The organism is Bacillus sp. B25(2016b) (genome assembly GCF_001679765.1).
GTDB lineage: Bacteria > Bacillota > Bacilli > Bacillales > Bacillaceae_G > Bacillus_A > Bacillus_A thuringiensis_K.
The window spans coordinates 3,896,423-3,923,110 of the sequence record NZ_CP016285.1; the positions used below are offsets into that span (position 1 = coordinate 3,896,423).

The window sequence follows — 26,688 nt, forward strand, 5'->3', positions numbered from 1 at the left end:
TCGGTATCATAAATCTTCGTGAGCAATTATTTTTCGTTATACGATTTTTTTATTATTACTGAATTTTTGAGAGGAGAAATTAGATGTCAGTTAAGAAGAAAACGCAAGTACGCACCGGCAAAATGGTACGTGAACTAATGTTAGCAGACGAAGATGTAAATGCTTCGCTAATTATGGTATATAGTGAAAACGGTGTAAACGCAGAAATTAAAATCGAGGGCTTAACGCCGAAATGTAACGAAGAATTATTTTTGAGCGGAAACGTGGATTGGAACAAGAGTGTTATTTATAAAATTGTTGATTTCACTGGAAACGCTGAAGTTGGTAAAGTTACATTAACAGCGATGAACAAAAACAATGTTTCTCTAGAAATTGAACGCGTTATGTGGAGTAAAGAAAATAAAGAAGCTGCCGAGCAAGAAGAAACACAGGTAGAAGCAGCACCGAAAAAAGAAGTAGTTGTAGAAGCTCCAAAAGCAATTACACCTGCTCCTAAGCCTGTTACGCGGGTGGAAACACCTGCTATGGCACCTAAGCCACCGAAGCCAGTAAGCGTAGAAGCAGCTGTAGAACTAGCAACTCCAGCGCCTGTGAAAAAAGCAGTCCCTACTCCAGTTACAAAGCAAGAGACAGCACCGGTTGCTCCTGCAAAACCGAAGCAGCCTGCTTTGACTGAAACAAATTCAAAACTACAAGAAAATTATGTTAAACTCGTGAAAAAGACAATTGAAGTTTGTCAAGATTACGAGCTTGGCATCGACATAGATGATTCTATTGAAAGCTTAAAAGAAGAACTACAAAACCAAGGTATTAGCGTTACATTTGACAAAGAAATTATGGACGTTGTAAGTCGCCTTCGTTCTTTACAAGATAAAGGAATCAAAGTAGAAAAAGTACTTAATTTACTATAAAAAATAAGAGATGGCAATTGCCATCTCTTATTTTTTATAGTTCCACTCATTACTTTCATACTTTTCTTTCGCTAACGTTTGAACTTCATGTAACTGTTCTTCTGTTAATTCATATGGAACAAGTTCTATATCTAATCCTTCTTCAAAGCCAACTTCAAACGCTTTAATTAACTGTTCTATCGTAAATGTACGGTCTGTTAATTCATTAATTGCTACTGCTTTAGAAGAGAACATACTCTTCATACGTTCCTTCACACGTTCATTTGGGAATAAAAATAGATCATATAGTTCATCTAAATCAATTTCTAATGGAATCGATCCATGCTGTAAAATAACACCTTTTTGACGTGTTTGAGCACTACCAGCAATTTTTCGTCCTTCCACTACAATTTCATACCAAGATGGTGCATCAAAACATACGCCTGAACGTGGATTTTTTAAATTTTCACGATCTGCTTCTGTTTTTGGAACTGCATAATAGGCTTCTAACCCTAATGCCTTAAAACCATCTAATAAACCTTGCGAAATAACACGATACGCTTCTGTAACTGTTTTCGGCATGTTCGGATGATCTTCAGACACAATAACACTATACGTTAACTCTTTGTCATGTAGTACCCCCCTGCCGCCTGTTTGACGACGAACGAATCCATATTTCTTTTCGTTAACTACATCCATATTAATATCTTTTTCAACACGTTGAAAATATCCAACTGTTAATGTTGGTACTTCCCATTCATAAAAACGAATTGTTGGTGGCATTTTCTTGTCACTTTGCCAATTTAACAAACATTCATCTAACGCCATATTAAATGCCGGTGAACATTGACCAGAGTTAATATAACACCATTTTTCTTTTCCCATCCTGCACCTCATATAACCAATTATTTTTCACATTCTCTAGTCTACCAAATTCGACAAAATTTGTGAAAGAATACGAAATTTCTTCTTATATGCAAATGAATCTGTTGCATAAATACATATGGGCATTATAATATTGAAAGTAGGATAAGAAAAAAGGGAGCGATAGAATCGTGTCAACAACTTGGATTATTTTATTAGCCGTAATCGTAGCATTTATCGGCTACACTGTATGGATGTACTTCTATCAGAAAAAATTAATAAAAACTCTTACAGAAGAAGAATTTCGCGCTGGCTACCGTAAAGCACAGCTTATCGATATTCGTGAAGCAGACGAATATAACGCAGGGCATATTTTAGGTGCACGTAACATTCCGTTATCACAAATTCGCCTTCGCCATAAAGAACTTCGTCAAGATCAACCTGTTTACTTATATTGCCAAAGCGGATTCCGTACAGGTCGTGCAGCGCAATACTTAAAAAAACAAGGCTACAAAGATTTCTACCAATTACAAGGTGGATTTAAATCTTGGACAGGCAAAATTAAAAAGAAATAATAACATACAAAAAACTAGCTGAATAAATCAGCTAGTTTTTTCATTTCATCTTATTCACAATGTATAATAAACTCTGCTTGATTACCTTTTCATCGTTCTCTTCTACATTCCGATATAGCAGGCGATATTCAATGCCTTTCTCTTTCCACGTTATTCTCACACATTTTGACAACACTTTTTGCAAACAAAAAAGACCCCTATTATTCTTACGCCCAAGTGAAAAGGTTACGCGAATAAAAAGAAGTCTTATTAATACCATAGTTTGTGAAAAGCTTTTCAGGTCAAGATTTTTTCTTTCTTATTATTTTCCCTTTATAATAAGGGAAAGAGGTGATACATATGGCCAATATAAAACAAATTGCTAAAACTGCTGGTGTATCGATATCAACTGTTTCTCGTGTCCTGAATAATCACCCTTACGTAAAAGAAGAAAAGCGTAAGCGTGTTCTAGATGCTGTTGAAGAATTAAACTACGCAAAAAATATAAATGCTGTCCATTTAATAAAAGGGAAAACATATACAATTGGCGTTATGCTTCCTTTCATTAACCTCCCCTACTTCAGTACGATTATTGAAGGAATCGGAAACGAAGCGTTATTAGCTGGGTATCATATTAATTTATGTCAAACGAATTACGATAGCATTGAAGAAATTCGTGTTCTTGAAATGATGAAAATGAAACAATTTGATGGGATGATTATTTGCTCCCGAACGAGCTCTTGGGAACAAATCGAACCTTTTGCAAAATTTGCCCCTATTATTTCATGTGAAAAAATGAAGCATCCCCTCATTTCATCCATCTACGTAGATCATTATGAAGGTTTCCGTCTCGGTACTGCCTATTTACTAAGTAGAGGCCATGAAAAAATCGGAATTTGTTTAGCAAGAAAAACAAGTGTAAATTCCATGGAGCGCGAAAAAGCATTCGCCGATACACTTCGTAACGAAGGGAAAACGTTGCATCCTGAATGGATTTTCCACCAATGCTATACAATGCAGGATGGTGCACAAGTACTCCATCGTATTGTAAACATGAAAAATCGTCCAACTGCTATTTTTACAGCGAACGATCAAGTTGCAGCTGGTTTATTAACAGAGGCTCGAAAACATGGCATTCGAGTACCTGAAGACCTTGCTATCCTTGGATTTGATAATCATGAAATTTCAAAGGCATTAGAAATTTCCACAATTGAACATCCCGGTCTCGCAATGGGCTCACATGCTTTTTCTTTATTCCATAAGCAGATCCAAAGCGAGCAAATTGTCGGCAGTGCAAAAGAGCTTTCATTCCATTTAATTGAGCGAGAGACTGTCTAAAAAGAGCGTTACCTATAACGCTCTTTTTCAGCTTTTCACCTATTGACTTTATATTTTCCATCTCATATAATGAACCTAACGAACGGTAGGTAGGGGATGAAAATGACAGCAAACCGCATTAAAGCTGTAGCACTTTCTCATTTCGCACGCTACGGCTACGAAGGAACTTCATTAGCAAATATTGCTCAAGAAGTTGGGATTAAAAAGCCATCGATTTACGCACACTTTAAAGGAAAAGAAGAGCTATATTTTATATGCTTAGAATCCGCTCTTCAAAAAGATTTACAAAGCTTCACTGACGATATCGAAAAATTTTCAAATTCGTCTACTGAAGAATTGCTCTTACAATTACTAAAGGGCTACGCAAAACGATTTGGTGAAAGTGAAGAATCAATGTTTTGGTTACGAACTTCTTATTTTCCGCCTGATGCATTTCGCGAACAAATTATCGAAAAAGCGAATGCGCACATTGAAAACGTCGGAAAACTTTTATTCCCTATATTTAAACAGGCAAACGAGCAAAGTGAACTGCATAACATTGAAGTGAAAGACGCTCTAGAAGCTTTTCTATGCTTACTGGACGGACTTATGGTTGAACTACTATTCGCAGGTTTAAATCGCTTTGAGACTCGTTTAAACGCCTCTTGGCAAGTATTTTGGCGAGGCCTTTCAAACTGACGGATTGCTCCTTTGCAATGCGTCGTTTTTAAGCCCTTTACCTAACGACTGGTAGGAAGGAGAAATGACAAATGGCATGGATTTATGTAATCTTAGCTGGTATTATTGAAATCTTTTGGGTGATTGGATTAAAACACGCGGAAGCACCACTTCAATGGGCTGGTGTTGCTCTATTAATTACAATTAGTTTCGTCTTATTATTTAGAGCTTATAAAGATTTACCTGTCGGCACTGTATACGCAGTCTTTACAGGTATTGGAGCTGGTGGAATCGTTCTTACTGAGATTTTCGTTTTCGGAGAACCTTTCTCTATCGTAAAAGTTTTATTAATCGGTTTAATCTTCTTCGGAGTAATTGGTTTAAAACGAGTAACAGAAGAAAAAGAAGCGAAGGAGGCCGCATAAAATGGCTTGGGTATTTTTAATTCTAGCTGGTATTTGTGAAATTATTGGTGTACTCTTTATGAAAGTAGCCACTGAAAAGAAAGGCTGGGCACCAAAAGTTATCTTAATCGCTAACTTCGGCGTAAGCTTCTTCTTCTTATCCCTTGCGATGAACACATTACCGATGGGAACTGCTTACGCGATTTGGACTGGAATCGGAACTGCCGGAAGTGCACTTCTAGGCATTCTCATTTTCCGAGAATCAGCGGATTGGCGTCGTCTTGCTTTCTTAAGCTGCATTCTATGCGGCGCTGTTGGCTTAAAACTATTAAGCTAACGTGAGGTGAATGTCATGTGGAAAGAAAAAGGAAAGAAAATATTAGCATGGATCACACTTGGTATCGTCATTCTATTACAAATAAGTTTTCATATAATAGAATCATTGTTTCATAAAGTATTATCCATTCTCACATTCCTTCCTAACATGACACTTGAAATTATATCGATTGTTTGGTCCATTATCGCCTCCATTGCAATCGTCATTATATGGAGTATCGCCAAACTATGGAATAAGTTATTAAAAAAGGACAGTACTTCTGAAAAAGAATAACTGTCCTTTTTTATATTCATTCAGACTTTCTGTAGAAGTTAGATGTGATAAGACAAAACAGACCAATTATAACAATACTTATACCAATTGCTTTATGCAAATTAGGAAACGGTGATGGTATGTCTGAATAAAAATTTGCTAATATGAGACCGATTGAAACGAAAAGTACCCCTATTCTATATAACCATTTTCTTTTGTCCATCATTCTCCCCTCCTAAAATTTTTCATACACTCCTTTCTTTTGGACATACTACCTAAAAAAGGAGTGAATAATATGCAAAATTCTATACATAAGCAAATCCTATTTTTATTTTTCCTCTTTCTTATTCTCGTTATCGTTTTCAGCTTTATATTACATACTCCGAAAGATGTGCCAAATAGCGTTTCTTTTTATAAACTACTGCTCTCGTATTGTCGTTATTGAAGAAGGTGCCTTTTATAGGGCACCTTTTAAAATTCTCTTTTTTCATATATTTTTACTGAAACAAAGATAGATGCTATGAACATGCACATTGAACTAATGAATAACAAGCTGTTGTATAGTTGAATTTGTTCTAAGTTAATTTGAAACAAAGCTTCTAAAACAACTATCGGTGCCATGAATATTACTATCGTAATGAAAATGGTTTTCTTATACCCTAGCCAAAAGGATATTGGTAAAACAAAACTTAAATACAATAAAATAAAGCTAATACTAGCAACCATTGTCGTTTCAATAAATTCAAATAAGTTAACCCCGCTCTTCATTCCCATCGTGAAACAACCGACCGTTACACTTATAAAAAGAATAATAATTGCTACTATATATTTCGCATACACAATTTGTTTTCTCAATATTGGTAAACTATTTACTATAACTTCACTCTCATTTTTACTATCTGCTTCAAATGTTTTTACTGTTGCCCCAATTGTAATAATTACTGACATAATGATGAACAAATTTTCCGTATCTGTTAAGGCCATATAAAAGAAAACAGGATACAATATGTACCAAATTAAAAATTTCCATTGAATGATGAAATCTTTTAAAATTAGTGGCTTGATCATGTATTACCCCTCCTAATATGAAAATGTCCCTTCTATAACTCTGCCTCCTGAAACATTTTCATTGAGAGAAACATTGATATGACTATACTTACTAACACTCCGATACCAAGAACACCCATTGCTTGTGTAGCCTCTTGAGAGTGAAGTACTTTTAACATAATTGTTTTATCACCAAAAATATTGCACATAAGACCAATCATACCCATTAAAGGAAAAAGCATAATCAAATTCAAGACAGTAATAGCTTTATATCCCCCAATGTAATTAGTCGGTATCGTTACTGCACAATAAATCAAAGTTGCTACTATTGCTGAAAATATTGCATATCCAGGCATAACTATATCTCTGTTCAATAAAATATTTCCTAATATTACGACTATAAAAGTTACACTCAAACCAGCCATAATAAATAATGTACTTGAAATATATTTAGCTATAATTATCTCTTTTCTCGTTATAGGCAAACTCACTAATACTTTTTCTGCCTTACTTTTCTCGTCATAATAAAAAGAAATATATATAATCGTACTACATGTTATAAATAATCCTATTGCAATCCCCATTGGTTCGACGGAATTCTTAAAAATAGATAAAATGGGTATTAAAAAATAGAAAGGAAACATCTTCTTCTGTAAGAAAAACTCCTTCAAAATCAACTGTTGCATATGAACTCTCCTCTCTATAAATCACACGTTTCATAAATTTTAATTGTAAGAAACATAGAAGCGATATAGACACTAGCTAATATCATTCCTCCAACTATAAATACACCAATATGTACTGGATTCATAATCCACTCACTGAATGAAGATGTTGTTTCATTCAGTCCATCACTAATAAATATCCAAAGAATTACACCCACTCCTATTGATGCTGCTGATACTATACTTCTTACTACCTTCGATTTTGTACCATAATAACTAGGAAAAAACGTGACAACAAAAAATGTGGCATAAACAGCTCCATTTATGACTTCATACCATGGAATTTCAATGTATAGATTAGTATGATATACACCGATATCACTAATAATCACAATACCTCTTATAAGAAAAACAACTAACATCGTAGAGATCATGCCACCTACAATGAATATTGCACAGGAAATATATCTAGCAATTATGATTTCCTTTCGACTTACCGGTAAACTATTTATAACAATGTCACTTTTATTTCTTTCATCCATAACGGTTAACGTCATAACCGATGAAAAGGTTATAAATAGACAACTCATTGGAAATAACAATTCACCACTTGCATCTAACATAAAGAACAAAAGGGGCATAACAAAATTCACTAACCACATAACCCGAAAAAAGAACAAATCTTTATATACGAGCTGACGCATAGGCACCTCTCCCTTTCGCAGTGTAAACGATGATATCGTCTAATGTAGGCTTTTCTATTACAACCTCATTTCCAAACCAATCGATAATTGCTTGTTTATCCTTCGCTAAACCTTCAAAACCAAATTTATTTTTTCGTAATCCAACAAATAGTTCTTTTCCTTCTTGATCTAATAAATCATTGCTTCCCTTTACGATTACGTAGTTCTCCATTAATTCATCTTTTTCACCAGTAAATATAATCTCTCCATCATTGATGAACGTAATATAATCTGCAATGCGCTCTAAGTCTGTTGTAATGTGTGTTGAGAATAATACAGATACTTCATCTTCCATTACAATTTCTTGCAACATATCAAGTAATTCACTTCGGACAACTGGATCTAATCCTGCTGTCGGTTCATCCATAATAATGAATTCAGCATGATGTGAAAGCGCGATTGCAATCGCAAACTTCATTTTCATCCCTTTAGATAGCTCTTTAATTTTTTTATACTTTGGAACTTGTAATCTGTGCATATACGATTGGTATTGATTTTCGTCCCACTTTTTATATAACGGTGCAATAATACGTTTCATTTGTTCACACGTTAAATCTTCGTAGTAATGATTTTCATCATATACAAAGCCGATATTTTGTTTTATGTCCTTTCCGGCTTTCTTATTGTCTTTGCCAAAAATTTTTATATAGCCGCTATCTTTTCTAATTAAATTCATAATCATTTTGATCGTCGTACTTTTTCCGGCCCCATTCGGTCCGACAAACCCCATAATATATCCGCGTGGCAGTGTAAAACTTATATTTTCCACTGCGAAATCTTCATAACTTTTACAAACGTTTTTTAGCTCTAACACCCTTTATTCCCCCTCATATAAACACGCAATCATCTGCTGTAAATCTTCAAGTGAAAGCTGCAACGCTTTACTTTCATTTACAACCTCTTCCGCTTTACTTTCCAATAGACGAAGCCTTTGTTCTTTTAGTAGTTCATTATTTTTACGTGAAACATAAGTCCCCTTCCCAGCAACAGTTTCTATATATCCTTCTTTTTCAAGCTCCTCGTACGCACGCTTCGTTGTAATTACACTAATTTGTAATTCCTTCGCTAAGCTACGAATAGACGGTAATTGGTCTCCACCCTTTAAACCACCATTTAAAATAAGCTGGCTTAATTGTTTTCTTATTTGTACATAAATAGGGTCTTGGGAAGAATTCGAAATAATAATATTCATGTTTTCCTCCAGTGTGTATATACTGTATATACCTTATATATACAGTATATACACACCATCCTATTTTTGGCAAGAAAAAAAGACCAACATTGCCCTGTTGGTCTTTCGTATATGTATCACTTTTCAAAGCGATCTAACATCTCGTCTCTCATTCCGAAACTTACTACTGCAATTCCTATATACATAAACAGAAGGAATGCCGGATGAACCGTGTTGTACCAGCTGCTGTCAACGATTAAGTAAACCGTTAATGCCACAACAAGAACAAACGCTAAGATAAACATATAAAAGTGTCTTGTACTACCCATGATAAACTCCTCTCTTCTCACTTCACCATTCAACAGTTTATTTTATCGAATAATTGGATATGACTCAAGGTTAACTTTCTGTTATGTAATCAAGTTCCACCTTTACAATATCCTCACATGCTATTGAAATGATTGTTCCTTGTTTATCAATCGCCGTCACTTCTCTATTATCCATTACACGATTTGCTACTCTTTCTAACACTTTTCCTTGGTCTCGATAGCAAAATTCTTTTACATCTTTAATTGTTTCTCCATTTTCTAAATGGTATACCATTCTATAACATCGATATCCCACACTTTCACCCCCGTCTTGCTCGTTTTTTCACATATACATAAAAATGAGTAATCTTTGCCTCATCACACCTTCTTAATTTCAATAAAATTCTAACAAAAATAAATACTTTTATCAAACCGACTTTTTCAACAAAACTACCTATAAAACTACATCTTTACACCATTAGGAAACAAAAAATATAATTTTTCAACATTTTCTTCACTATTTCTGCATAAAGTGAAACTTTAATCAGTGGGGATTTTTGTTCATCCCCACTGATTATTAGTTGAACCAATCGGGCATTAACGGACAGTTTATCTCCCACCTGACTTCTTTGCACCAGCTAAGTTTTGAGTTGGGAGTTTACTGTCCGTTAATGCGGGACAAATTCTCCATACAAAAAAAGAACTCGCATATAGCGAGTTCTTCCTTTGTTATTCTAATCAAACTTGTACAGGAGCTGGCTTTTCATAACGTAAAACTGGTTTACGTGCAGCCATCGTTTCGTCTAAACGTTTAATGACTGTCGTATGCGGTGCTTCTTGTACAACTTCTGGATTTTCTTCTACTTCTTTAGCGATTTGAATCATCTTATCAATGAAACCATCTAATGTTTCTTTTGATTCTGTTTCTGTCGGCTCAATCATAATACATTCTTCCACATTTAATGGGAAGTAAATTGTTGGTGGATGGTAACCGAAATCAAGCAGACGTTTTGCAATATCTAATGTACGTACACCAAGTTTCTTTTGACGACGACCTGATAATACAAATTCATGCTTACAATGTCTATCGAATGGAAGATCGTAGAATGGTGCTAATCTTCTCATCATATAGTTCGCATTTAATACAGCATACTCAGTTACTGCACGCAAGCCATCTGGACCCATAGAGCGAATATACGTGTATGCACGAACGTTAATTCCGAAGTTACCATAGAATGGTTTCACACGACCAATTGCTTCTGGGCGGTCGTAGTTGAAGTGATAACCATTTTCCGTTTTCTCTAAAATCGGTTTTGGTAAGTACGGAATTAAATCAGCTTTCACACCTACTGGACCAGAACCTGGGCCACCACCGCCGTGAGGACCTGTAAATGTTTTATGAAGGTTTAAATGCACAACGTCAAATCCCATATCTCCTGGGCGTGCTTGGCTTAATACCGCATTTAAGTTTGCACCATCATAGTATAATTTACCGCCTGCATTATGGACGATTTCTGCCATTTCTAAAATATTTTCTTCGAATAGACCTAATGTATTAGGATTTGTTAACATAAGTGCTGCTGTTTCTTCGTTTACAACACGTTTTAAATCTTCTAAGTCAACAAGACCATGTTCATTTGATTTTACTGTAATTGTTTCAAAACCAGCTACAGTTGCAGATGCTGGATTCGTTCCGTGAGCAGAGTCAGGAACAATTACTTTCGTACGGTTAAAATCACCATTTGCTTCATGGTATGCACGAATTAACATTAACCCTGTCCATTCTCCGTGTGCACCAGCTGCTGGTTGTAATGTAACAGTATCCATACCTGTAATTTCAATTAAATGCTCTTGTAAGTCGTACATTAATTCCATTGCACCTTGTACTGTCTTTTCATCTTGCAGTGGATGAGTATTTGCAAATCCTGCGAAACGAGCTACATTCTCATTAATTTTCGGATTATATTTCATCGTACAAGATCCAAGTGGATAGAATCCAGAATCAACACCGTGGTTACGGTTTGAAAGTGCTGTATAATGGCGCATAATATCAAGTTCAGATACTTCTGGTAGCTCCGCATCTTCTACTCGAATATAATCGCTCTCAAATACATCTTCTAGTTTCACTTCTTCTACATCTAATTTTGGTAGGCTATATCCTATGCGTCCTTCTTTACTCACTTCAAAGATAAGTGCTTGGTCTTGGTTCTTCATTGGATAGCCCCCATTTCGTTTACAAGTGTGTCAATTTCCTCTTTTGTTCGAAGCTCAGTTACTGCTACAAGCATATGGTTTTCATGCTCTTTATAATCACGGCCTAGGTCGTAACCGCCGATAATATTCTTTTGTAATAATGCATCGTTTACTTCTTTCACTGGACGTTTGCAATCTACAACAAACTCATTGAAGAATGGTCCAGAAAATGTTACTGTGAAGCCTTTCGCTTCAAATTGACGTTTGGCATATTGTGCTTTAGAAATGTTTTGACGTGCCATTTCCTTCACACCTTGTTTGCCAAGTGCCGTCATTGCAACAGAAGCTGCTAATGCATTTAACGCTTGGTTTGAACAAATGTTAGATGTCGCTTTATCACGACGAATATGCTGTTCACGTGCTTGTAACGTTAATACAAATCCACGTTTACCATCTGAATCTACAGTTTGTCCAACAAGACGTCCTGGAATTTTACGCATAAATGCTTTCGTTGTTGCAAAGTAACCACAGTGCGGTCCACCAAACTGCGTTGGAATACCGAATGGTTGTGCATCACCGATTACAATATCAGCACCAAATTTCCCTGGTGGTGTTAATGCGCCTAATGATAATGGATTTGAAGAAACGATAAATAATGATTTTTGTTGATGAACGATTTTTTCAATATCAGCTAATTTTTCAACTTGTCCGAAGAAGTTTGGATATTGAACGATTACACAAGCAACTGTATCATCTACTTCACTTTGTAATACGTCTAAATCTGTTACACCATCTTTATGATTAATTTCAACAACTTCAAGATTTTGACCTTTTGCATACGTTTCAAGTACTGCTCTTGATTCTGGATGAACCGCACTAGATACAAGAATTTTCTTTTTGCGAGTATGGCCAGCTGCTAACATTGCCGCTTCAGCTAAAGCTGTCCCCCCGTCATACATAGAAGAGTTTGCTACATCCATTCCTGTTAATTCACAAATCATTGTTTGGAATTCAAAGATTGCTTGTAATTCCCCTTGTGAAATTTCTGGTTGGTATGGTGTGTAAGCTGTATAAAATTCTGAGCGAGAAATAACATGATCTACAATTACTGGAGCGTAATGATCGTATACGCCTGCTCCTAAGAAAGAAGCGTATTCTTTTAAGTTAGCATTTTTACTAGCCATTTGAGATAGCTCTTTTAAAAGCTCTGGCTCTGATTTTGCTTCTTTAATTTTTAAATCCCCTTTAAAACGAACACTCTCTGGAATATCAGAGAATAATTCATCGATCGTTTGAACACCGATCGTTTGTAACATTTCTTTTTTGTCTTCTTCTGTCATTGGAAGATAACGATGCAACATGAAATCTACCCCTCTCCCCGTTACTTTGAACGTTTGTAAAATGGTGTTGGAACAACTACTGCTTTGACGCGTTTATTACGAATTTCAATTTCTACTTCTGTATCAACTGCTGCGTATTTTACATCAATTAGTGCTAAACCAATGCTTTTCTTTAACGTTGGAGATTGTGTACCACTCGTTACTTCCCCAATTTTTTCTTCACCAATAAATACAGGGTAATGCGTACGAGGAATTCCACGTTCGATTACTTCGATGCCGACTAATTTACGAGGCGCACCGTTTTCTTTTTGCTCTTTTAACGTTGCTTTTCCAAAGAAGTCTGCTTCTTTATTTGTTTTTACCGCAAAGCCAATTCCAGCCTCAATCGGTGTAATATCTTTTGATAATTCTTGTCCATAAAGTGGTAATGTTGCTTCGAATCGAAGTGTATCACGAGCACCTAAACCACATGCTTTTAAGCCCTCTTCTGCTCCAACTTCAAGAAGTTTCTCCCAAAGTTTTGCAGCATCTTCACTCTTACAATAAATTTCGAATCCATCTTCACCTGTGTAACCTGTACGAGATACAAGTGTTGGAATTCCATCTACAAGAATATCGTTTTTAAATTTAAAGAACTTAATTTCTTTCAAATCTTCTGACACAACTTTTTGTAAAATGCCTTCTGCTTTTGGTCCTTGAATTGCAAGCTGTGCAACTTCACTAGAAACATTGACTACTGTCGCATCGCCAATTACATGACTTGCTAACCATTCGTAATCTTTCTCGATATTTGATGCATTGATTACTAATAAATAGTCTTCTTCACCACGTTTGTAGATTAATAAATCATCTACTGTACCACCATTTTCGTAGCACATAGCTGTATATTGTGCGCCCCCTACCTTTAAGGTAGATACGTCATTTGTAACAACACGTTGTAAAAATGCTAAACTATCTACACCTTTTACCTCAACTTCTCCCATATGAGACACATCGAACAAACCCGCAGCTGTACGTACAGCTTCGTGTTCTTCTTTAATGCTTGAAAATTGAACTGGTAATTCCCAACCACCGAAGTCGATTGTTTTCCCACCATACTTCGCGTATACATCAAATAACGGTGTACGTTGTAATGTAATCATGCTCTCTCCCCCTTATGCTTTGACAAATCAATAAAAGTTGCTTCCCTTTTCTAAACATTTTCATTCTGAAAAGATAGGATATACGGAATCTCATTATATTTTTTTATGAAAGCGTAAATAAAAAATCACTTTCTTGGATAAAATACGAAAGATTCCACACATTTCACACCATTATCCTAACATCATTCGCTATATTTCATCAATATTCTAGCATAAAAAATAATTTAGAATTTTTTATGTTAAAACACAATAAATACAGCTTTTGAGATTTAATACTTTATTATTGTCTATCATATAGCCTTTAATAACGATAATTATGCCTTCTTTTAAGGCAAATCATCATACATTAAAAAATAATTACTTTAGTTTATAAAAGGTGGGAGAGTTGTAATGAATGTCGATATTTCCGTAGATCGGACATGGCAAAACAATTTTTTAAATAGAATTGACGAAGATGGTCCTTGGACAAACTGGGATTTATATCACTTAGCTTATGAAACAGAAAAATCGTTACTTGTTCCTACTTTTGATGGACTACAAGCACCGAAACATTTATCCCATTTCACACCGCTTCCGCATCAATTAGAAGTCGCTCAAAATGTGATTGAACAAATGAACGGTAAAGCGATTCTAGCAGATGAAGTAGGCCTTGGAAAAACAATCGAAGCTGGACTTATTTTGAAAGAATACATGGTCCGCGGGCTTGTGAAAAAGGTACTTATACTTGTCCCAGCTTCTCTCGTATCACAATGGGCATACGAACTGAATACAAAGTTTTTCATTCCCGCTGTAGCACAAAAGAAAAGCTACTCATGGGAACAAGCTGACGTAATCGTATCATCAATTGATACTGCGAAACGTTCACCACATCGCGATATCGTGTTGAACTTGGAATATGACCTTATTATTATCGATGAAGCACATAAACTGAAAAACAATAAAACAAAAAACTATGAATTTGCACAACGATTAAAAAAGAAGTTTTGTTTATTACTAACCGCTACTCCTGTTCAAAATAAGATTGATGAAATTTTTAACCTTGTTTCTTTATTAAAACCAGGACATTTAGGCAATCAATCCAACTTTGAAGAATATTACGCTTCCAAAAATCGCTCAGCCGAATCAGATGAAGACTTAAAAGCTCTCATTAATAAAGTAATGGTGCGAAATAGACGACATAATACCGGTATCGATTGGCCGAAGAGACATGTACGTACAATTTTTGTTGAGTTTAATGAACAAGAACAAGCTCTATATAATGATATCGAAAATTGGCGAGGACAAGACGCCTTCACATCTGCTTTCTCATCGTTAACTTTAAAACGGGAAGCGTGTAGTAGTCGGGAAGCTGTTTACTATTCATTGAAAAAGCATGTAGAAAAAAGACAGAAAGAAAATGAACATTATATAAAAGATCCACATATCGATGTGCTAATGGACAAAATTAATCATATTCCTTTCAACTCAAAAGCAAATAAAGCTCTTGAGCTTATAAAAGAAATTGACGATAAAGTCGTTATCTTCACAGAATATCGAGCGTCACAAATGTACTTACAATGGTTTTTACAACAACACGGTATTTCTTCCGTTCCATTCCGCGGCGGGTTTAAACGCGGGAAGAAAGATTGGATGAAGGAGCTTTTCCAAAACCACGCACAAGTATTAATTGCAACTGAAGCTGGTGGTGAAGGGATTAACTTACAGTTTTGTAGCCATATGATCAATTATGATTTGCCATGGAATCCAATGCGTCTTGAGCAAAGAATCGGACGTATTCACCGTCTTGGACAAAAAAATGATGTTCATATTTATAACTTAGCTACAAAGCATACTGTTGAAGAACATATTCTGAAACTGTTATATGAAAAAATCAACTTATTCGAGCGTGTTATCGGTGAACTCGATGAAATTTTAACAAGAATTAATATGAAAAACATCGACGCGCACATTCAAGAAATTTTCGCGCAATCAAAAAGCGAAGGTGAAATTAGAATTAAGATGGAAAACTTAACATCTATTATCGACTTTGCGAAACGAAATGAAGCTGAGGTGCAAGGCTATGCAGCAACATGAAATTCATAATTACTTATACAATTTCTTTGAGGCGAATAACTGTGAAATTTTAGAACGTTCTCCTCATTTATTAGATGTACAGTTAACAATTGAGATGGATAAATTATTAATGAATCGCCCTTTTTATTGGCACTATCTTGAGAAAACAGGAGGCGTACCGAATCCAATGCGCCTTACTCTTATTACAAATCCAGAAAATGAAGAAAATGATGGTGAGCTTATTCACTACGGTTCACCACGTCTACATCAAATTTTCCAAACGACAAAAGAATTAGGCTCATACATACGTTTATATGAGGATGTAAAACATAATGGGGCAACACATACACCGCTCCACCCTTGGCTCGGTATTAATATAAAAGTTTCCTATCAATGTGATCGAAAAAAAGACATCCTTCACTCGATTGGTATTCATCTCATTTCTGGAACAATGATGGCAAACTTTCATGAAACATTAACAAACATTAAACTTACACCAAAAATACCTGATTTTTGTTTTACGCTCTCGCCCATCATTAAACCTCAAAGTGGTTTACAACGCATAGAAGACGCTTTAAAAAATATAATTGCAGAAGATGACCATACGTGGGCAAAAGAAGCAAGAGTGCGTTGGAATCATGATTTAGACCTTTTAAACCGTTTTTATGAAGAAAGTGACGAACTTCCTGAGAGCTATGAAATTGAAAAACAAGCTCTGCAAGAACAGTATGAACCACGTATTACAGTGCAAATTATTAACGGTGGACTCTTTTATGTTACCGCGAATCATTTTCTATCAAAATAAAGCTCCTTCTGCTTTAGAAGGAGCTTTATTTCGAGTTATTCTCTATCCTCATTACGCTCTTGTTGTTTTTGCTTTGCCATGCGTTTTTGATACGCACGATCCTTCGCGCTCACATGATTTGCATCAGTTGGAAGATTTTCTTTCGAACGTCCAATTCCATTGCTCATCTTTCCCACTCCTTTTTACGTTTTTCAGAATACATGTTTATTTTCAGCTAGAGTTACAATCCTTATACAAAAAAAAATAAGAGCAGCCATTGGCCACTCTTACTCGCTCACATATTTTTGAAACATATCATGGATGCCTTTATTTACTAGGTTCGAGATCTGCTCGTCAGATTTATTCGGATAACGATCACGCAATCTGATAGATGCCTTCACCATTAAATTTTCTAATACAGAACGGCCACCTTCTCCATAAATAATTTCAGCATATTTAACAAGCCTTCCATCCTCTACTGTTGCTGGATTATGATTGAAGAAAAATTTACTCATTGTCTCCACCTCTCTCTTTTGATAACGTTTACATTTATATAGATTATTTATGTTATTTATTTCACAATATTGTATGCATGTATATTTAATTAGTTTCATTATAAAGCAACATATAGATAGTAAATATGTGATTTTCCGTCCATTTTGTGAACAAATCAAAATGAAAGCGTTTCCTTTATTATATACTAAAAAAACTTACTACGCTAGGGGCAATTTTTTTCAATCTACTAACCCCTCGAAAATTGATATATTTTTTCTTTTCCCATTAAACCTTATACAATTTTCAGAAATTATATTATAAAATATATGTATGACTTAAGGAGGCTTTGTATGAATCAAAATAAAAAAGCTATATTAGATCTTGTCTTTTATCTCGTAATCCCATTCCTCATTTGGAAATTTGCAAAACCTTATATCGATCCTTATTACGCGATGTTACTTTCCTCTGTTCCGGGGATTATTTATACACTGTATACCTTTAAAAAAGAAAAACAGTTTAACGTGACAGGGTTCTTTATTTTAATTACACTTATTTCTAATACAACGGTAGATTTATTATCTGGGTCAGCTGAACGAATGTTGTGGAATGATGCATATTATCACATCGTACTCGGTATTATCGTCATCTGTACAATTTTCATAAAAAAACCACTCATGTTATATTTCGCTGCGGATATTGCAGCGCTGCAAGGGCATGACCGCGATAAAAGTCGTGAGCTTTATCGTGATAGTCGTATCTATCCAGCACTACAATATTTAACGTTATTTTTCGGGCTGCAATTTATATTAAAAAGCTTTTTAAAAATTTATTTCATCTCTGTTTTTGGTGTAGATGGCTATGGTGAAATGAGAGCGATTATGACCGCTGTCGGCTGGGGCATTTCTATTTGTATCGGAATAGGGTTCGTATGGGTTAACAATAAAATACATGCCGTTACGGAAGAAAAAGAATCCGTGCAGTAAATAAAAATCCCCTAGTGTAATACGACACTAGGGGATTTTTGGTTTGCTAGACATATGACTAAAATTTAACTTGATTTTTTTCTTTTACTTTTTACATTTCGGTAAAACAAAGCAGCACTCAGCGGCATAACACCGAACCACTTATTCATAAATGGCTCTTTTTCAGCACGGCGTTGTTCTTTCTTTTGTTTTCGATCTTCTTTTGGAGCATCCATATACGACACAAACTGCTGCGTCACAAAGCGAACATAATCATTAGTAGACATATTATCATCACCTCTACTTGATTAGTATGTCCACTTTTTTATACATTAATCTTTTCCTTTAACTCATTCATAATTTGCCTTACAGACTTATTTGTCGTATCGATATGAATGTGAGCCTCTTCATAATAAGCTCGGCGTGATTCAAATTTCTTTACGAATGCATCTATATCTTTCTTTTGAAATAGTGGACGTGTCGTATCTTCACGAAGCCTTTCTGCAATTACATGCGGATCACAATATAAATACACGACAGTTCCGTTCTCTTTCATCCACTTGCGATTTTCCGCTCGTTCAATAATTCCCCCACCAGTTGTAATAATGACATTATGGACTGGTAGCGAACGTAACATTTCGCTTTCATATTCCCGAAAAGCCATTTCACCTTCTTCGGCAAAAATATTTCGAATTGCCTTCTCTTGCTTCTCTTCAACTTTTTGATCAGTATCTACAACATCTATTTGAAGTTCTTTACTTAACGCTTTTCCAATTGTTGTTTTTCCTGCTCCCATATAGCCGGTTATGTATATAGATTTCATTTTCTGTCCTCTCAATCGTCATTTATTAATTGTTATTATAACGAAAGATGCTACTTTGTTTAATAAAAAACGTTTTGTTCTTATACTATGAAGAACAAAACGTAACACTCGCTTTTATTTATAAGTACCTCTTCTCACCCACTGCGTTGCAATCCATTTCTCGCCTTTCGTTACAGGTGCCCCTCCGTGTAACGTAAGCTCATTTAGTGATTGATCTTGATAAAAATACTCAAAGTATACTGCCATTCCCTTTCTAGGGTGTACAGAAAGATTTAATTTCGGGAAGTACGTTTCCCCGCCTTCTTCTACATCATTTAAGTACATTACAAGCGTACTAATACGATTGTTAGCAGCTGATCTACTATGTTCCGCAAAATAATCATAGTGTGCTTTATATTGTTGATCCACTTCATAATTTAAAATGTGCAATCCTTCACCATGCGACGCAGGAACATTCATGATAGATGAAATTCGTTTTTCAATCTTTAAAGTAAGTTCACTGTCTTCTAAAAATGCACCGCTACTTGTTCGAATATCATTTACATCACGTGATGAACCAACTTTAGAACGCTTCATTTTATTTTTAGACATTTCAATTAATTCATCACACTCTTCATCACTCAGTACATTTGCTAATACGACAATAAGAGGTTCTTCGAATTTTGAAATAATGTGTATTTCTCTATCTTCTGTCATAATCGTATTTCCTTTATGATCAAAAATAGTTTGTTCCTTATTTTCACCTATTTGATTGTTGTTTGTCATTTCCCTATTCTCCCTAAAAATAATGATTGGATAGCATGAATATATCACATTCTTTCTACCTTTCTCTTTTTTGAGAAAATTTAAACTTTTAATCATTATATTTATCCATTTCTTCTAAAAAATCAATTCAATTTACAATAGAAATCCCTGGTTTTTCTTCGTATTTTTTACATATTATCCTTCTATCCAATCGACTATTTTTCCATCCTTTTTTCTATACCGAAAGCTCACCGTATAGAAAGCTTCCTGTTTGAGTGTGCACTGTAACGCAACGAGAATTAAATCATTTTCAAAGACATAATTTCCACTCGCTTCTCCCTTTTCATACTGAAAGAAGAATGTACCTTCATTTTCTTGTTGCTGTAAGTCTTTTTTTATATCTGTAATAGATCGGTTAAGTAGTTCATCCAGTAAAAACTTTTGTTCTATTTCTATATAAAAATTTTTATCTGTAAACAACATATTTGTTTCGTATATAAAAAAAGAAGTTAATAAAATAAGAAAGATAATCGTCCCAGGCATTGTAAATCCATTTTGCTTTCTCATACGTTTATTCCTATTTCGCTATATCGCATAACTACACCTTCATATATTTCCCCACTAGTATCTTTCACATTTATAATGAGTACATGAGGTGTTAGTTTGTAAGAAACCGTTCCAATATTTTGTAAAACAACTTCCCTCCCGCGCCTATTTACCTTTCTTATAAGACGACTATTCTCTTTTTCATACGATACTTCACTCCCATTACGCGATCGGAATCGTAAAATACTTTCTCCATTTTCAAATGCTAGCTGTTCTCCAGATGATACTTCACGAAACTCCAATTGCATTTGACCTAAAAACACATTCCACTCCCAATCATTTAACCCTTTCGACTGTTTATTTTCCATTTCAATGAAATGTAGGCGGGGAAAGAGCAAAAAAAATATTGATAATAGAAACAGACATACAATCATTTCTATTAATGAAAAACCAAATTCTAATTTATTTTTTCTCCTACATAAAAGCATTGTTCCATCATTCTGTCTTTCACATCTCTCCACATGGTACAAACTTCGTTGCCTCCCCAATATGTGTAATACACAATTCCATTTATATTCTTTTCTATTATTCGCTTTTCTTCATTTCCATACATATATATAGCTGCTTCTTTTTTTAATAACCCAGATGCCTTATAACGAATTTGTATATTTTTTCTTTCTTGCATAACTAATGCTGTTTGCGGTAGTAGTAACGATACAGCCATCATTAAAACACTTAACGATACAATCATTTCAGCCATTATGGATCCTTTTTGACATTTCACGATACGTAAATCTCCCTCTTCCAAGCTGAAATACAATTTCATATTTATAATTTCTATACGAAATTATAATCGTACCACCTCTATTAATATTTCCACTTGGATTATATGTCATCGGATTTGGAAACGTATGCAAATCGATTTGTATATCTTCTTCATACTCTCGCTTGACGATATAATACTTTGTACCTGACTCTTTTATAGCATACATATTTCTATCTTTATGCCAACGTAATGTATAGTGCTTTTGACGGTTTATCGCTAATTGCTGCATATATAAAATATCATTTGAAAACTGTCTCAAAAATTGTTCAACTTTTTGTCGCTCGTATAAGGAATGAACACTAAAATACGTAACTATACTTAATACAGAAATAGCAAATAAAACGAGTAACATTTCTAAAAAAGTAAATCCTTGCTGTTTCACAATGCCCTAATTGATACTGTGCCATCATCTGATATATGAATAGATTCGCCATTCGGACACTTATCAGCTGTAATATACTTTTCATCTGCCAGTTCTTTTAACGATGGAATTTTATTATGTTGTAATTGATATACTTGTATTTGCGCTTCTATAGATTTCACGTAAGCTGCACACCCTTTTCCTTGGACCGATGAGCGCTGTGTAACTACATTCGGAATAATTAATAGTAATAATATAGTTATGACAACCATTACTAATAGCATCTCTAACAGAGTAAATCCTTCCTCATTTTGCATACAAATGCCCCCTAAATAGAATCCATCATTTGAAACATCGGCATAATCATCGCTAAATACATAAGGACAACGATTCCTCCAATACATGTAAATAAAATAGGCTGAATGATAACTAACATATGTTTAATTTTCCGTTCCATCTTTTCCATAATAAGATCGCTATAGTCACCTAATTCAATCCCTAAATTGCCGTTTGCTTGTCCATGGGTAATAACATAAGAAAGTTCTTTCTCGTAATACCCACTTTTAGCAATGATAGATTGTAACTGTTCTCCTCCAATTAATTGTCTTTCAATCCGGCTCGCTTCATATTGAAAGAACGGATGATATCTTTGCTCCATCATTATTGTTAAAGCTTCGCATACTGATAGTCCACCATTTAATAAACCACTCAACTGAGTAGCAAAATAATGTGAATGCTTTAAAATAAGAAATGTTTTGATGAGAGGAATACGAAGCATGATTTTTACCTGTCTAATATGTGGAAGTTTCCTAAAATACAACATATATAAACTACATCCAATAATAACAGTTAAAATAGCGGTTAAAATAATGTAAGGTAGCAGTTTTATTGCACTTAGAATTTGTTCTGTAAGTAGTGGTGTATTAGAACCGAACGAACTATAAACCATTTCAACCTGAGGTAATAAAATAAGTTTAAAAATAAAAAGCATGATTAGTAAAAAAAACATCAAAAACATAGGATACTGCATTATTTTCATCATGTCTCTCCTATACTTATCTTTCTTATAAAGAAGTGCACTTCCTTGTTGCAAAGCAAAAGAAATATCACCATGTTGCTCGGCATAAAATAAATAACTTAACATGTCCTGATGAAACTTTAACTGATGAAAAGAATCGTGTAGACTTTTCCCATCTTTTAACCCCTCAATCATGCCCTGCAATTGTACTTTCTTTTCTACAGGTAATTGAAACTGTAAAAATTCTAATGCTTGTAAAAGAGAGTAGCCTTTTTCTAATAATTCTCCTAAACGTTTCAACAATACTACTTGATCACTTAAACTCCAAGTTTTCTTAAACATAAACATCTTCTTCTAAAAAACCTAAAGCATATCCTTTTCGTATTGACGATTCTAAAGTCTCATGTTTGTAAGTAACACATTCTCCATCTGCTTCTTTAAGCGCTTGTTTTAACTCATATCCATATAGTAGCTCATAAATGCTTGCTTGCCTTACTTGCCTCATTGATTTACATAAAATTGAGCACTTTCCTCTGCAAAACGGACACTTCAATTCGACAAGTCGCTGTGCAGCCACAGCCAATAAAGACTGTTCAATCTCTTGCCTCGTTATACCATAATCCATGAAACGAATGATTGCTCCTTTCGCATCATTCGTATGCAGCGTTGTCATTACTAAATGTCCTGTCAAACTTGCTCTTATAGCTATTTTTGCTGTTTCTTCATCACGTATTTCACCGACTAAAATAATATCTGGATCATGACGTAAAATAGCCTTTAATCCTGTTTCATATGTGAGACCCGCTTTTTCATTTATTTGAATTTGTAATACATCGTCACTTCTTTTTTCAACCGGATCTTCAAGTGTAATGATGCGGCGTGTTTTCTTTTTTCTAATTACCTCTAATAATGCATACATTGTCGTCGTCTTCCCAGATCCAGTCGGTCCAGTAAACACGAGTAGCCCCTGTGAATAGCGTAAAAACGAGAGTAGTTTTGCTGCTGTACTTGGAAATAACGAAAGATGTGATAAGGGCTGAACAGATGCTTGTAAATGGAGGCGAATAACAAGACTTTCTTGATATACTGTTGGAAGTGTTGAAAGGCGTAAATACACTTCTTGTCCATCAATTTGCAAATACAACGAACCATTCTGTGGCTTCCGTTTCTCTCCTATGTCCATAGATGCTAAAAATTTGAAATGTGAGACAAGTTTTTCTCCAAACTCCTTTTCAATACACTGTCTCGTCATTAAATCTTTTCCTATACGTAGTTGCACCGCTACATCCTTCTGCCGGGGCACAATATGTAAATCTGACGCTTGTACCCTACACGCTTCTTTTAAAATTGCATTCGCAAAAATTTCAATCCCATTCATCACTTTTCCCTCCTCACTATGTATATAGCATGAAAACATGCGCAATAAAAATTGGGACTTTTGTATTTTCAATAGAAGAAAAAGGAAAAATATGTTTGTGAAATTATGAACAATTTCCGAATTATTGTCTGAAATTACCTATACTTATGTTTATCTGTATTATAATGTTATTATCTTGGATAAAGTGATAAAGGTGGAGATCCTCATGGAACAAGCTTTAAAAATTACAGGTGTTTTAGCTGACCCAACTCGTTATTACATTTATAAATATATTTCGCAAAAACATAGTTACGTAACGGTACAAGAAATTGCAGATGAATTCGATATTCATCCAAACGTAGCACGTTTACATTTATCTAAATTAGAAGATGTTCATATGCTTAAATCGGAAACGAAGAAAACTGGAAAAGGCGGAAGACCAAGCAGATTATATGTCTTATCTGAAGATGTTATTCAATTGCAATTTCCATTCCGTGATTATCAATTGTTAGCAAGAATCGCATTCAATTCTTTACTTAGCCTTGGCGCTGCTGGTGAGAAAGCGCTATACGAAACAGGAAAACAATTTGGGGCAGAATTAATGCAACAACATATGCTGCGTTTAAATGTGAGTGAAGATGCTTTAACAGTGGAACAAAAGGTTCAAATTGCAAAAGAAGCTTTCTCAACAGCTGGCTTATCACCTGCATTTGAATTAAGTGCAGATGGAACAAAAATTTTCTATGATGTACACAATTGTCCATTTAAGGAAGTTGCTGTTCATCACCCAACTGAAATTTGTAACATGCACGGAGATATGATGAAAGGAATTTTTGAAATCCTATTCCCTAACATGGAATTAACTCGAAATGATAGTCTATTAGATGGATGTAAATCTTGTAATTATAAACTAACAATTTAATTTCTCATATAAAAAGAAGCCATTTATAAATGGCTTCTTTTTATATGAACGAATATTTACAATAGTAAGAAAAATAAACTATAATGAGGTGAGGTTTACTTTTTTTAGAAAAGGAGGGAGATGGCATGGAGCGCATGTTTCGCGTTCTCGGCTTTTGGACTGGAATTTTCTCGGTTATGTTTTACGTAGGGGATATGCAACAGGCCGCACTACTATTTTTAGGACAAACAGGATTCTTCGTACTTTTAAGCTATTTAAAATTAACAGAGCGTATGTATATATACGTATTCGGGGCATATTTAACTGTTTTCTTCATAGGATTTACATACTACACGACATTCTTACTTGTGCCTGGAGCTGGACATTAAAAGATGGCATTTTGCCATCTTTTTTTAATTCCGTAATTTCCTAGTTGACTTATAGGTTTTATTACCTTATATTCTATATAACAGATTGGAATTAGGGGGAATCAACATGAATACACTGCTTGTCGGAATTAACGTTGCAGTCATGCTCATCTTAGTTGGCGTATTATATTATATGCAACGTAAGCATGTATCTTTTAATAAACGTGTATTTACCGCTTTAGGAGTCGGTATTTTATTCGGTCTTATATTACAATTTATTTATGAGCCAACTTCTAAAGTAATTATTGAATCAAATACTTGGTTTGGCTTAATCGGTAACGGTTATGTAAAATTACTTCAAATGATCGTTATGCCACTTATTTTAGTATCTATTATTTCAGCATTTACAAAATTACAGTTAACGAAAAATCTTGGTAAAATTAGTGGCCTTATTATCGGTATTTTAATTCTTACTACAGGAATCGCTGCAGCTGTCGGTATCGCTGCAAGTGCAGGATTTGATGTATCTGCAACAGGCCTACAACAAGGTGATGCAGAATCTGCTCGTCTGAAACTAGTTGAAGAAAGATTTACTTCTATTGAAAAGACAACAATTCCAGATAAATTATTAGAGCTATTACCTACAAATCCGTTTCTTGATTTAACAGGCGCTCGTCCAACATCAACAATTTCTGTCGTAATATTTGCAGCCTTTATCGGCATTGCCTTTATAGGTGTAAAACGAAAATATCCAAAACAAGCAGAGCTATTTAAGAATATGCTTGATGCTGTATATGCAATCGTAATGCGTATGGTAACATTAATTTTACGCCTTACTCCATACGGCGTATTAGCTCTTATGGCAAAAACAGTTGCTGGTAGCGATATAAATGCTATTTTAAAACTTGGTAACTTCGTGTTAGCCTCTTACGTAGCACTTATCGTAATGTTTATCATTCACTTATTATTAATTGCATTGTCTGGTTTAAATCCAATTCAATATTTGAAAAAAGTGTTCCCTGTACTAACTTTTGCATTCACATCTCGCTCTAGTGCTGGTGCGATGCCATTAAATATTGAAGCTCAAAAAGAAAAGCTTGGTATTTCCGAAGGAATTGCAAACTTCGCAGCTTCATTTGGGGTATCTATCGGACAAAACGGTTGCGCAGGTATTTATCCAGCAATGCTTGCAATGATGGTCGCTCCAACTGTAGGAATTGATCCATTACAACCACAATTTATTTTAACTTTAATCGCTGTTGTTGCTATTAGCTCATTCGGTGTTGCCGGAGTTGGTGGCGGCGCAACATTCGCAGCTTTAATCGTACTATCTACGATGAACTTACCAATCGGTATTGTTGCTCTAGTTATCTCGGTTGAGCCATTAATCGATATGGGGCGTACAGCTCTTAACGTAAGTGGTTCTATGACAGCAGGTCTTATTTCAAGTAAATGGCTTGGTGAATTAGATCAAGATACGTACAATCAAGATGATACAAAAACTGGTGAAATTGCTTCATAATGAAAAAAGACGCTAACATACAAT

At 34.9% G+C, this 26,688-nt stretch carries 37 protein-coding genes and 2 pseudogenes; 14 read left to right on the top strand and 25 right to left on the bottom strand.

Features of this window, described 5'->3' with window-relative positions:
• Positions 1–83: 83 nt before the first annotated feature.
• On the top strand, positions 84–911 hold the full coding sequence (locus tag BAQ53_RS19860) for a hypothetical protein (RefSeq protein WP_208906188.1): 828 nt from the start codon (positions 84–86) through the stop codon (positions 909–911).
• Positions 912–938: 27 nt separating this feature from the next.
• On the opposite strand, the gene BAQ53_RS19865 is transcribed toward BAQ53_RS19860, so the two are convergent.
• A complete protein-coding gene (locus BAQ53_RS19865; protein WP_000514065.1) occupies positions 939–1,775 on the bottom strand; it encodes a lipoate--protein ligase family protein in 837 nt (278 codons plus the stop codon).
• Positions 1,776–1,945: 170 nt separating this feature from the next.
• On the opposite strand from BAQ53_RS19865, the gene BAQ53_RS19870 reads away from it, so the two are divergent.
• A complete protein-coding gene (locus BAQ53_RS19870) occupies positions 1,946–2,329 on the top strand; it encodes a rhodanese-like domain-containing protein (RefSeq protein WP_000108653.1) in 384 nt (127 codons plus the stop codon).
• Positions 2,330–2,369: 40 nt separating this feature from the next.
• Here the strand turns inward: BAQ53_RS19870 and BAQ53_RS19875 are convergent.
• Positions 2,370–2,483: pseudogene (locus BAQ53_RS19875) on the bottom strand (DNA polymerase III subunit delta); the annotation flags it as partial.
• A gap of 185 nt (positions 2,484–2,668) precedes the next feature.
• On the opposite strand from BAQ53_RS19875, the gene BAQ53_RS19880 reads away from it, so the two are divergent.
• The 5 genes from BAQ53_RS19880 (at position 2,669) to BAQ53_RS19900 (ending at position 5,317) form a co-directional block, all read left to right on the top strand.
• Complete coding sequence (locus tag BAQ53_RS19880; protein WP_001273977.1) at positions 2,669–3,646, top strand: LacI family DNA-binding transcriptional regulator; 978 nt, start codon at positions 2,669–2,671, stop codon at positions 3,644–3,646.
• A gap of 96 nt (positions 3,647–3,742) precedes the next feature.
• Complete coding sequence (locus tag BAQ53_RS19885) at positions 3,743–4,324, top strand: TetR/AcrR family transcriptional regulator (protein WP_002181118.1); 582 nt, start codon at positions 3,743–3,745, stop codon at positions 4,322–4,324.
• Positions 4,325–4,395: 71 nt separating this feature from the next.
• Positions 4,396–4,728 carry a DMT family transporter gene (locus tag BAQ53_RS19890; protein WP_000312354.1) on the top strand — a complete coding sequence of 111 codons (333 nt, stop codon included), beginning with the start codon at positions 4,396–4,398 and terminating at the stop codon, positions 4,726–4,728.
• Position 4,729: 1 nt separating this feature from the next.
• Positions 4,730–5,044: a DMT family transporter gene (locus BAQ53_RS19895; RefSeq protein ID WP_000312623.1), complete on the top strand. Its 315-nt coding sequence runs from the start codon at positions 4,730–4,732 to the stop codon at positions 5,042–5,044.
• A gap of 15 nt (positions 5,045–5,059) precedes the next feature.
• Positions 5,060–5,317, top strand: coding sequence for a DUF3975 family protein (locus tag BAQ53_RS19900; RefSeq protein ID WP_000265370.1), 258 nt, complete (start codon positions 5,060–5,062; stop codon positions 5,315–5,317).
• Positions 5,318–5,333: 16 nt separating this feature from the next.
• Here the strand turns inward: BAQ53_RS19900 and BAQ53_RS19905 are convergent, their stop codons facing one another.
• The 11 genes from BAQ53_RS19905 to gcvT all read right to left on the bottom strand — a co-directional run bounded on the left by BAQ53_RS19905 (position 5,334) and on the right by gcvT (position 13,905).
• The gene (locus tag BAQ53_RS19905; RefSeq protein ID WP_002181117.1) at positions 5,334–5,522 is read right to left on the bottom strand and encodes a hypothetical protein; all 189 of its coding nucleotides are present in this window, start codon (positions 5,520–5,522) and stop codon (positions 5,334–5,336) included.
• Between the two features lie 245 nt (positions 5,523–5,767).
• Positions 5,768–6,361: an ABC-2 transporter permease gene (locus BAQ53_RS19910; protein WP_074593489.1), complete on the bottom strand. Its 594-nt coding sequence runs from the start codon at positions 6,359–6,361 to the stop codon at positions 5,768–5,770.
• 35 nt (positions 6,362–6,396) lie between these two features.
• The gene (locus tag BAQ53_RS19915; RefSeq protein WP_001186559.1) at positions 6,397–7,029 is read right to left on the bottom strand and encodes an ABC-2 transporter permease; all 633 of its coding nucleotides are present in this window, start codon (positions 7,027–7,029) and stop codon (positions 6,397–6,399) included.
• Positions 7,030–7,043: 14 nt separating this feature from the next.
• A complete protein-coding gene (locus BAQ53_RS19920) occupies positions 7,044–7,712 on the bottom strand; it encodes an ABC-2 transporter permease (protein WP_001249561.1) in 669 nt (222 codons plus the stop codon).
• The gene (locus BAQ53_RS19925; protein WP_000891284.1) at positions 7,693–8,565 is read right to left on the bottom strand and encodes an ABC transporter ATP-binding protein; all 873 of its coding nucleotides are present in this window, start codon (positions 8,563–8,565) and stop codon (positions 7,693–7,695) included. The genes BAQ53_RS19920 and BAQ53_RS19925 overlap by 20 nt, the downstream gene beginning before the upstream one ends.
• Positions 8,566–8,568: 3 nt before the next feature.
• A complete protein-coding gene (locus BAQ53_RS19930) occupies positions 8,569–8,943 on the bottom strand; it encodes a GntR family transcriptional regulator (protein WP_001021358.1) in 375 nt (124 codons plus the stop codon).
• 116 nt (positions 8,944–9,059) lie between these two features.
• Positions 9,060–9,251, bottom strand: coding sequence for a hypothetical protein (locus BAQ53_RS19935; protein WP_000535936.1), 192 nt, complete (start codon positions 9,249–9,251; stop codon positions 9,060–9,062).
• Between the two features lie 70 nt (positions 9,252–9,321).
• Positions 9,322–9,525: a DUF3929 family protein gene (locus tag BAQ53_RS19940; RefSeq protein ID WP_000262496.1), complete on the bottom strand. Its 204-nt coding sequence runs from the start codon at positions 9,523–9,525 to the stop codon at positions 9,322–9,324.
• Between the two features lie 443 nt (positions 9,526–9,968).
• A complete protein-coding gene (gene gcvPB, locus BAQ53_RS19945; protein ID WP_208906189.1) occupies positions 9,969–11,444 on the bottom strand; it encodes an aminomethyl-transferring glycine dehydrogenase subunit 2 in 1,476 nt (491 codons plus the stop codon).
• Complete coding sequence (gene gcvPA, locus BAQ53_RS19950; RefSeq protein ID WP_000903242.1) at positions 11,441–12,784, bottom strand: aminomethyl-transferring glycine dehydrogenase subunit 1; 1,344 nt, start codon at positions 12,782–12,784, stop codon at positions 11,441–11,443. Before gcvPA ends, gcvPB begins: the two co-directional genes overlap by 4 nt.
• Positions 12,785–12,804: 20 nt before the next feature.
• Positions 12,805–13,905, bottom strand: coding sequence for a glycine cleavage system aminomethyltransferase GcvT (gcvT, locus tag BAQ53_RS19955; protein ID WP_000631774.1), 1,101 nt, complete (start codon positions 13,903–13,905; stop codon positions 12,805–12,807).
• A 390-nt stretch (positions 13,906–14,295) separates the two neighbouring features.
• On the opposite strand from gcvT, the gene BAQ53_RS19960 reads away from it, so the two are divergent.
• Together BAQ53_RS19960 and BAQ53_RS19965 are read left to right on the top strand one after the other, a co-directional pair.
• Positions 14,296–15,978 (top strand): DEAD/DEAH box helicase, encoded by a 1,683-nt coding sequence (locus BAQ53_RS19960; RefSeq protein ID WP_001100037.1) that lies wholly within the window; start codon positions 14,296–14,298, stop codon positions 15,976–15,978.
• Complete coding sequence (locus BAQ53_RS19965) at positions 15,965–16,762, top strand: YqhG family protein (RefSeq protein ID WP_208906190.1); 798 nt, start codon at positions 15,965–15,967, stop codon at positions 16,760–16,762. Before BAQ53_RS19960 ends, BAQ53_RS19965 begins: the two co-directional genes overlap by 14 nt.
• Positions 16,763–16,797: 35 nt before the next feature.
• On the opposite strand, the gene BAQ53_RS26390 is transcribed toward BAQ53_RS19965, so the two are convergent.
• Together BAQ53_RS26390 and BAQ53_RS19970 are read right to left on the bottom strand one after the other, a co-directional pair.
• A complete protein-coding gene (locus tag BAQ53_RS26390; protein ID WP_000064668.1) occupies positions 16,798–16,929 on the bottom strand; it encodes a hypothetical protein in 132 nt (43 codons plus the stop codon).
• A gap of 99 nt (positions 16,930–17,028) precedes the next feature.
• Positions 17,029–17,256, bottom strand: a complete 228-nt coding sequence (locus BAQ53_RS19970; RefSeq protein WP_000032702.1) for a hypothetical protein — start codon at positions 17,254–17,256, stop codon at positions 17,029–17,031.
• A gap of 73 nt (positions 17,257–17,329) precedes the next feature.
• Here BAQ53_RS19970 and BAQ53_RS26305 point away from each other — a divergent pair.
• Together BAQ53_RS26305 and BAQ53_RS19975 are read left to right on the top strand one after the other, a co-directional pair.
• A pseudogene (locus tag BAQ53_RS26305) lies at positions 17,330–17,445 on the top strand (GTP pyrophosphokinase).
• A 141-nt stretch (positions 17,446–17,586) separates the two neighbouring features.
• Positions 17,587–18,219 carry a VC0807 family protein gene (locus BAQ53_RS19975; protein ID WP_001073110.1) on the top strand — a complete coding sequence of 211 codons (633 nt, stop codon included), beginning with the start codon at positions 17,587–17,589 and terminating at the stop codon, positions 18,217–18,219.
• Between the two features lie 65 nt (positions 18,220–18,284).
• Here the strand turns inward: BAQ53_RS19975 and BAQ53_RS19980 are convergent, their stop codons facing one another.
• The 10 genes from BAQ53_RS19980 to comGA form a co-directional block, all read right to left on the bottom strand.
• Complete coding sequence (locus tag BAQ53_RS19980; protein WP_000106083.1) at positions 18,285–18,485, bottom strand: YqzE family protein; 201 nt, start codon at positions 18,483–18,485, stop codon at positions 18,285–18,287.
• Between the two features lie 38 nt (positions 18,486–18,523).
• Positions 18,524–19,021, bottom strand: coding sequence for a shikimate kinase (locus BAQ53_RS19985; protein WP_000836648.1), 498 nt, complete (start codon positions 19,019–19,021; stop codon positions 18,524–18,526).
• Positions 19,022–19,135: 114 nt separating this feature from the next.
• Complete coding sequence (locus tag BAQ53_RS19990; RefSeq protein WP_000183865.1) at positions 19,136–19,786, bottom strand: 2OG-Fe(II) oxygenase; 651 nt, start codon at positions 19,784–19,786, stop codon at positions 19,136–19,138.
• 174 nt (positions 19,787–19,960) lie between these two features.
• On the bottom strand, positions 19,961–20,332 hold the full coding sequence (comGG, locus tag BAQ53_RS19995; RefSeq protein WP_001231319.1) for a competence type IV pilus minor pilin ComGG: 372 nt from the start codon (positions 20,330–20,332) through the stop codon (positions 19,961–19,963).
• Entirely contained in the window at positions 20,329–20,799 is a 471-nt protein-coding gene (gene comGF, locus BAQ53_RS20000) for a competence type IV pilus minor pilin ComGF (RefSeq protein ID WP_000923105.1), read from the bottom strand. The genes comGG and comGF overlap by 4 nt, the downstream gene beginning before the upstream one ends.
• Positions 20,769–21,071, bottom strand: a complete 303-nt coding sequence (locus BAQ53_RS20005) for a hypothetical protein (protein ID WP_000829463.1) — start codon at positions 21,069–21,071, stop codon at positions 20,769–20,771. The genes comGF and BAQ53_RS20005 overlap by 31 nt, the downstream gene beginning before the upstream one ends.
• Complete coding sequence (comGD, locus tag BAQ53_RS20010; protein WP_000813141.1) at positions 21,064–21,519, bottom strand: competence type IV pilus minor pilin ComGD; 456 nt, start codon at positions 21,517–21,519, stop codon at positions 21,064–21,066. Before comGD ends, BAQ53_RS20005 begins: the two co-directional genes overlap by 8 nt.
• Positions 21,516–21,815 carry a competence type IV pilus major pilin ComGC gene (comGC, locus tag BAQ53_RS20015; RefSeq protein ID WP_001178685.1) on the bottom strand — a complete coding sequence of 100 codons (300 nt, stop codon included), beginning with the start codon at positions 21,813–21,815 and terminating at the stop codon, positions 21,516–21,518. The genes comGD and comGC overlap by 4 nt, the downstream gene beginning before the upstream one ends.
• Positions 21,816–21,826: 11 nt before the next feature.
• Positions 21,827–22,864 (bottom strand): competence type IV pilus assembly protein ComGB, encoded by a 1,038-nt coding sequence (gene comGB / locus BAQ53_RS20020; RefSeq protein WP_002164182.1) that lies wholly within the window; start codon positions 22,862–22,864, stop codon positions 21,827–21,829.
• Complete coding sequence (gene comGA / locus BAQ53_RS20025; RefSeq protein ID WP_208906191.1) at positions 22,851–23,894, bottom strand: competence type IV pilus ATPase ComGA; 1,044 nt, start codon at positions 23,892–23,894, stop codon at positions 22,851–22,853. The genes comGB and comGA overlap by 14 nt, the downstream gene beginning before the upstream one ends.
• Before the next feature lie 205 nt (positions 23,895–24,099).
• Between comGA and BAQ53_RS20030 the strand changes: the two genes are divergently transcribed.
• From BAQ53_RS20030 to BAQ53_RS20040, 3 genes are all read left to right on the top strand, one after another.
• Positions 24,100–24,795 carry a helix-turn-helix transcriptional regulator gene (locus tag BAQ53_RS20030; RefSeq protein ID WP_000434104.1) on the top strand — a complete coding sequence of 232 codons (696 nt, stop codon included), beginning with the start codon at positions 24,100–24,102 and terminating at the stop codon, positions 24,793–24,795.
• Positions 24,796–24,920: 125 nt separating this feature from the next.
• Positions 24,921–25,163, top strand: a complete 243-nt coding sequence (locus tag BAQ53_RS20035; protein ID WP_000440717.1) for a DUF2626 domain-containing protein — start codon at positions 24,921–24,923, stop codon at positions 25,161–25,163.
• Between the two features lie 106 nt (positions 25,164–25,269).
• Positions 25,270–26,664: an L-cystine transporter gene (locus tag BAQ53_RS20040; protein ID WP_208906192.1), complete on the top strand. Its 1,395-nt coding sequence runs from the start codon at positions 25,270–25,272 to the stop codon at positions 26,662–26,664.
• Positions 26,665–26,688: the final 24 nt, after the last annotated feature.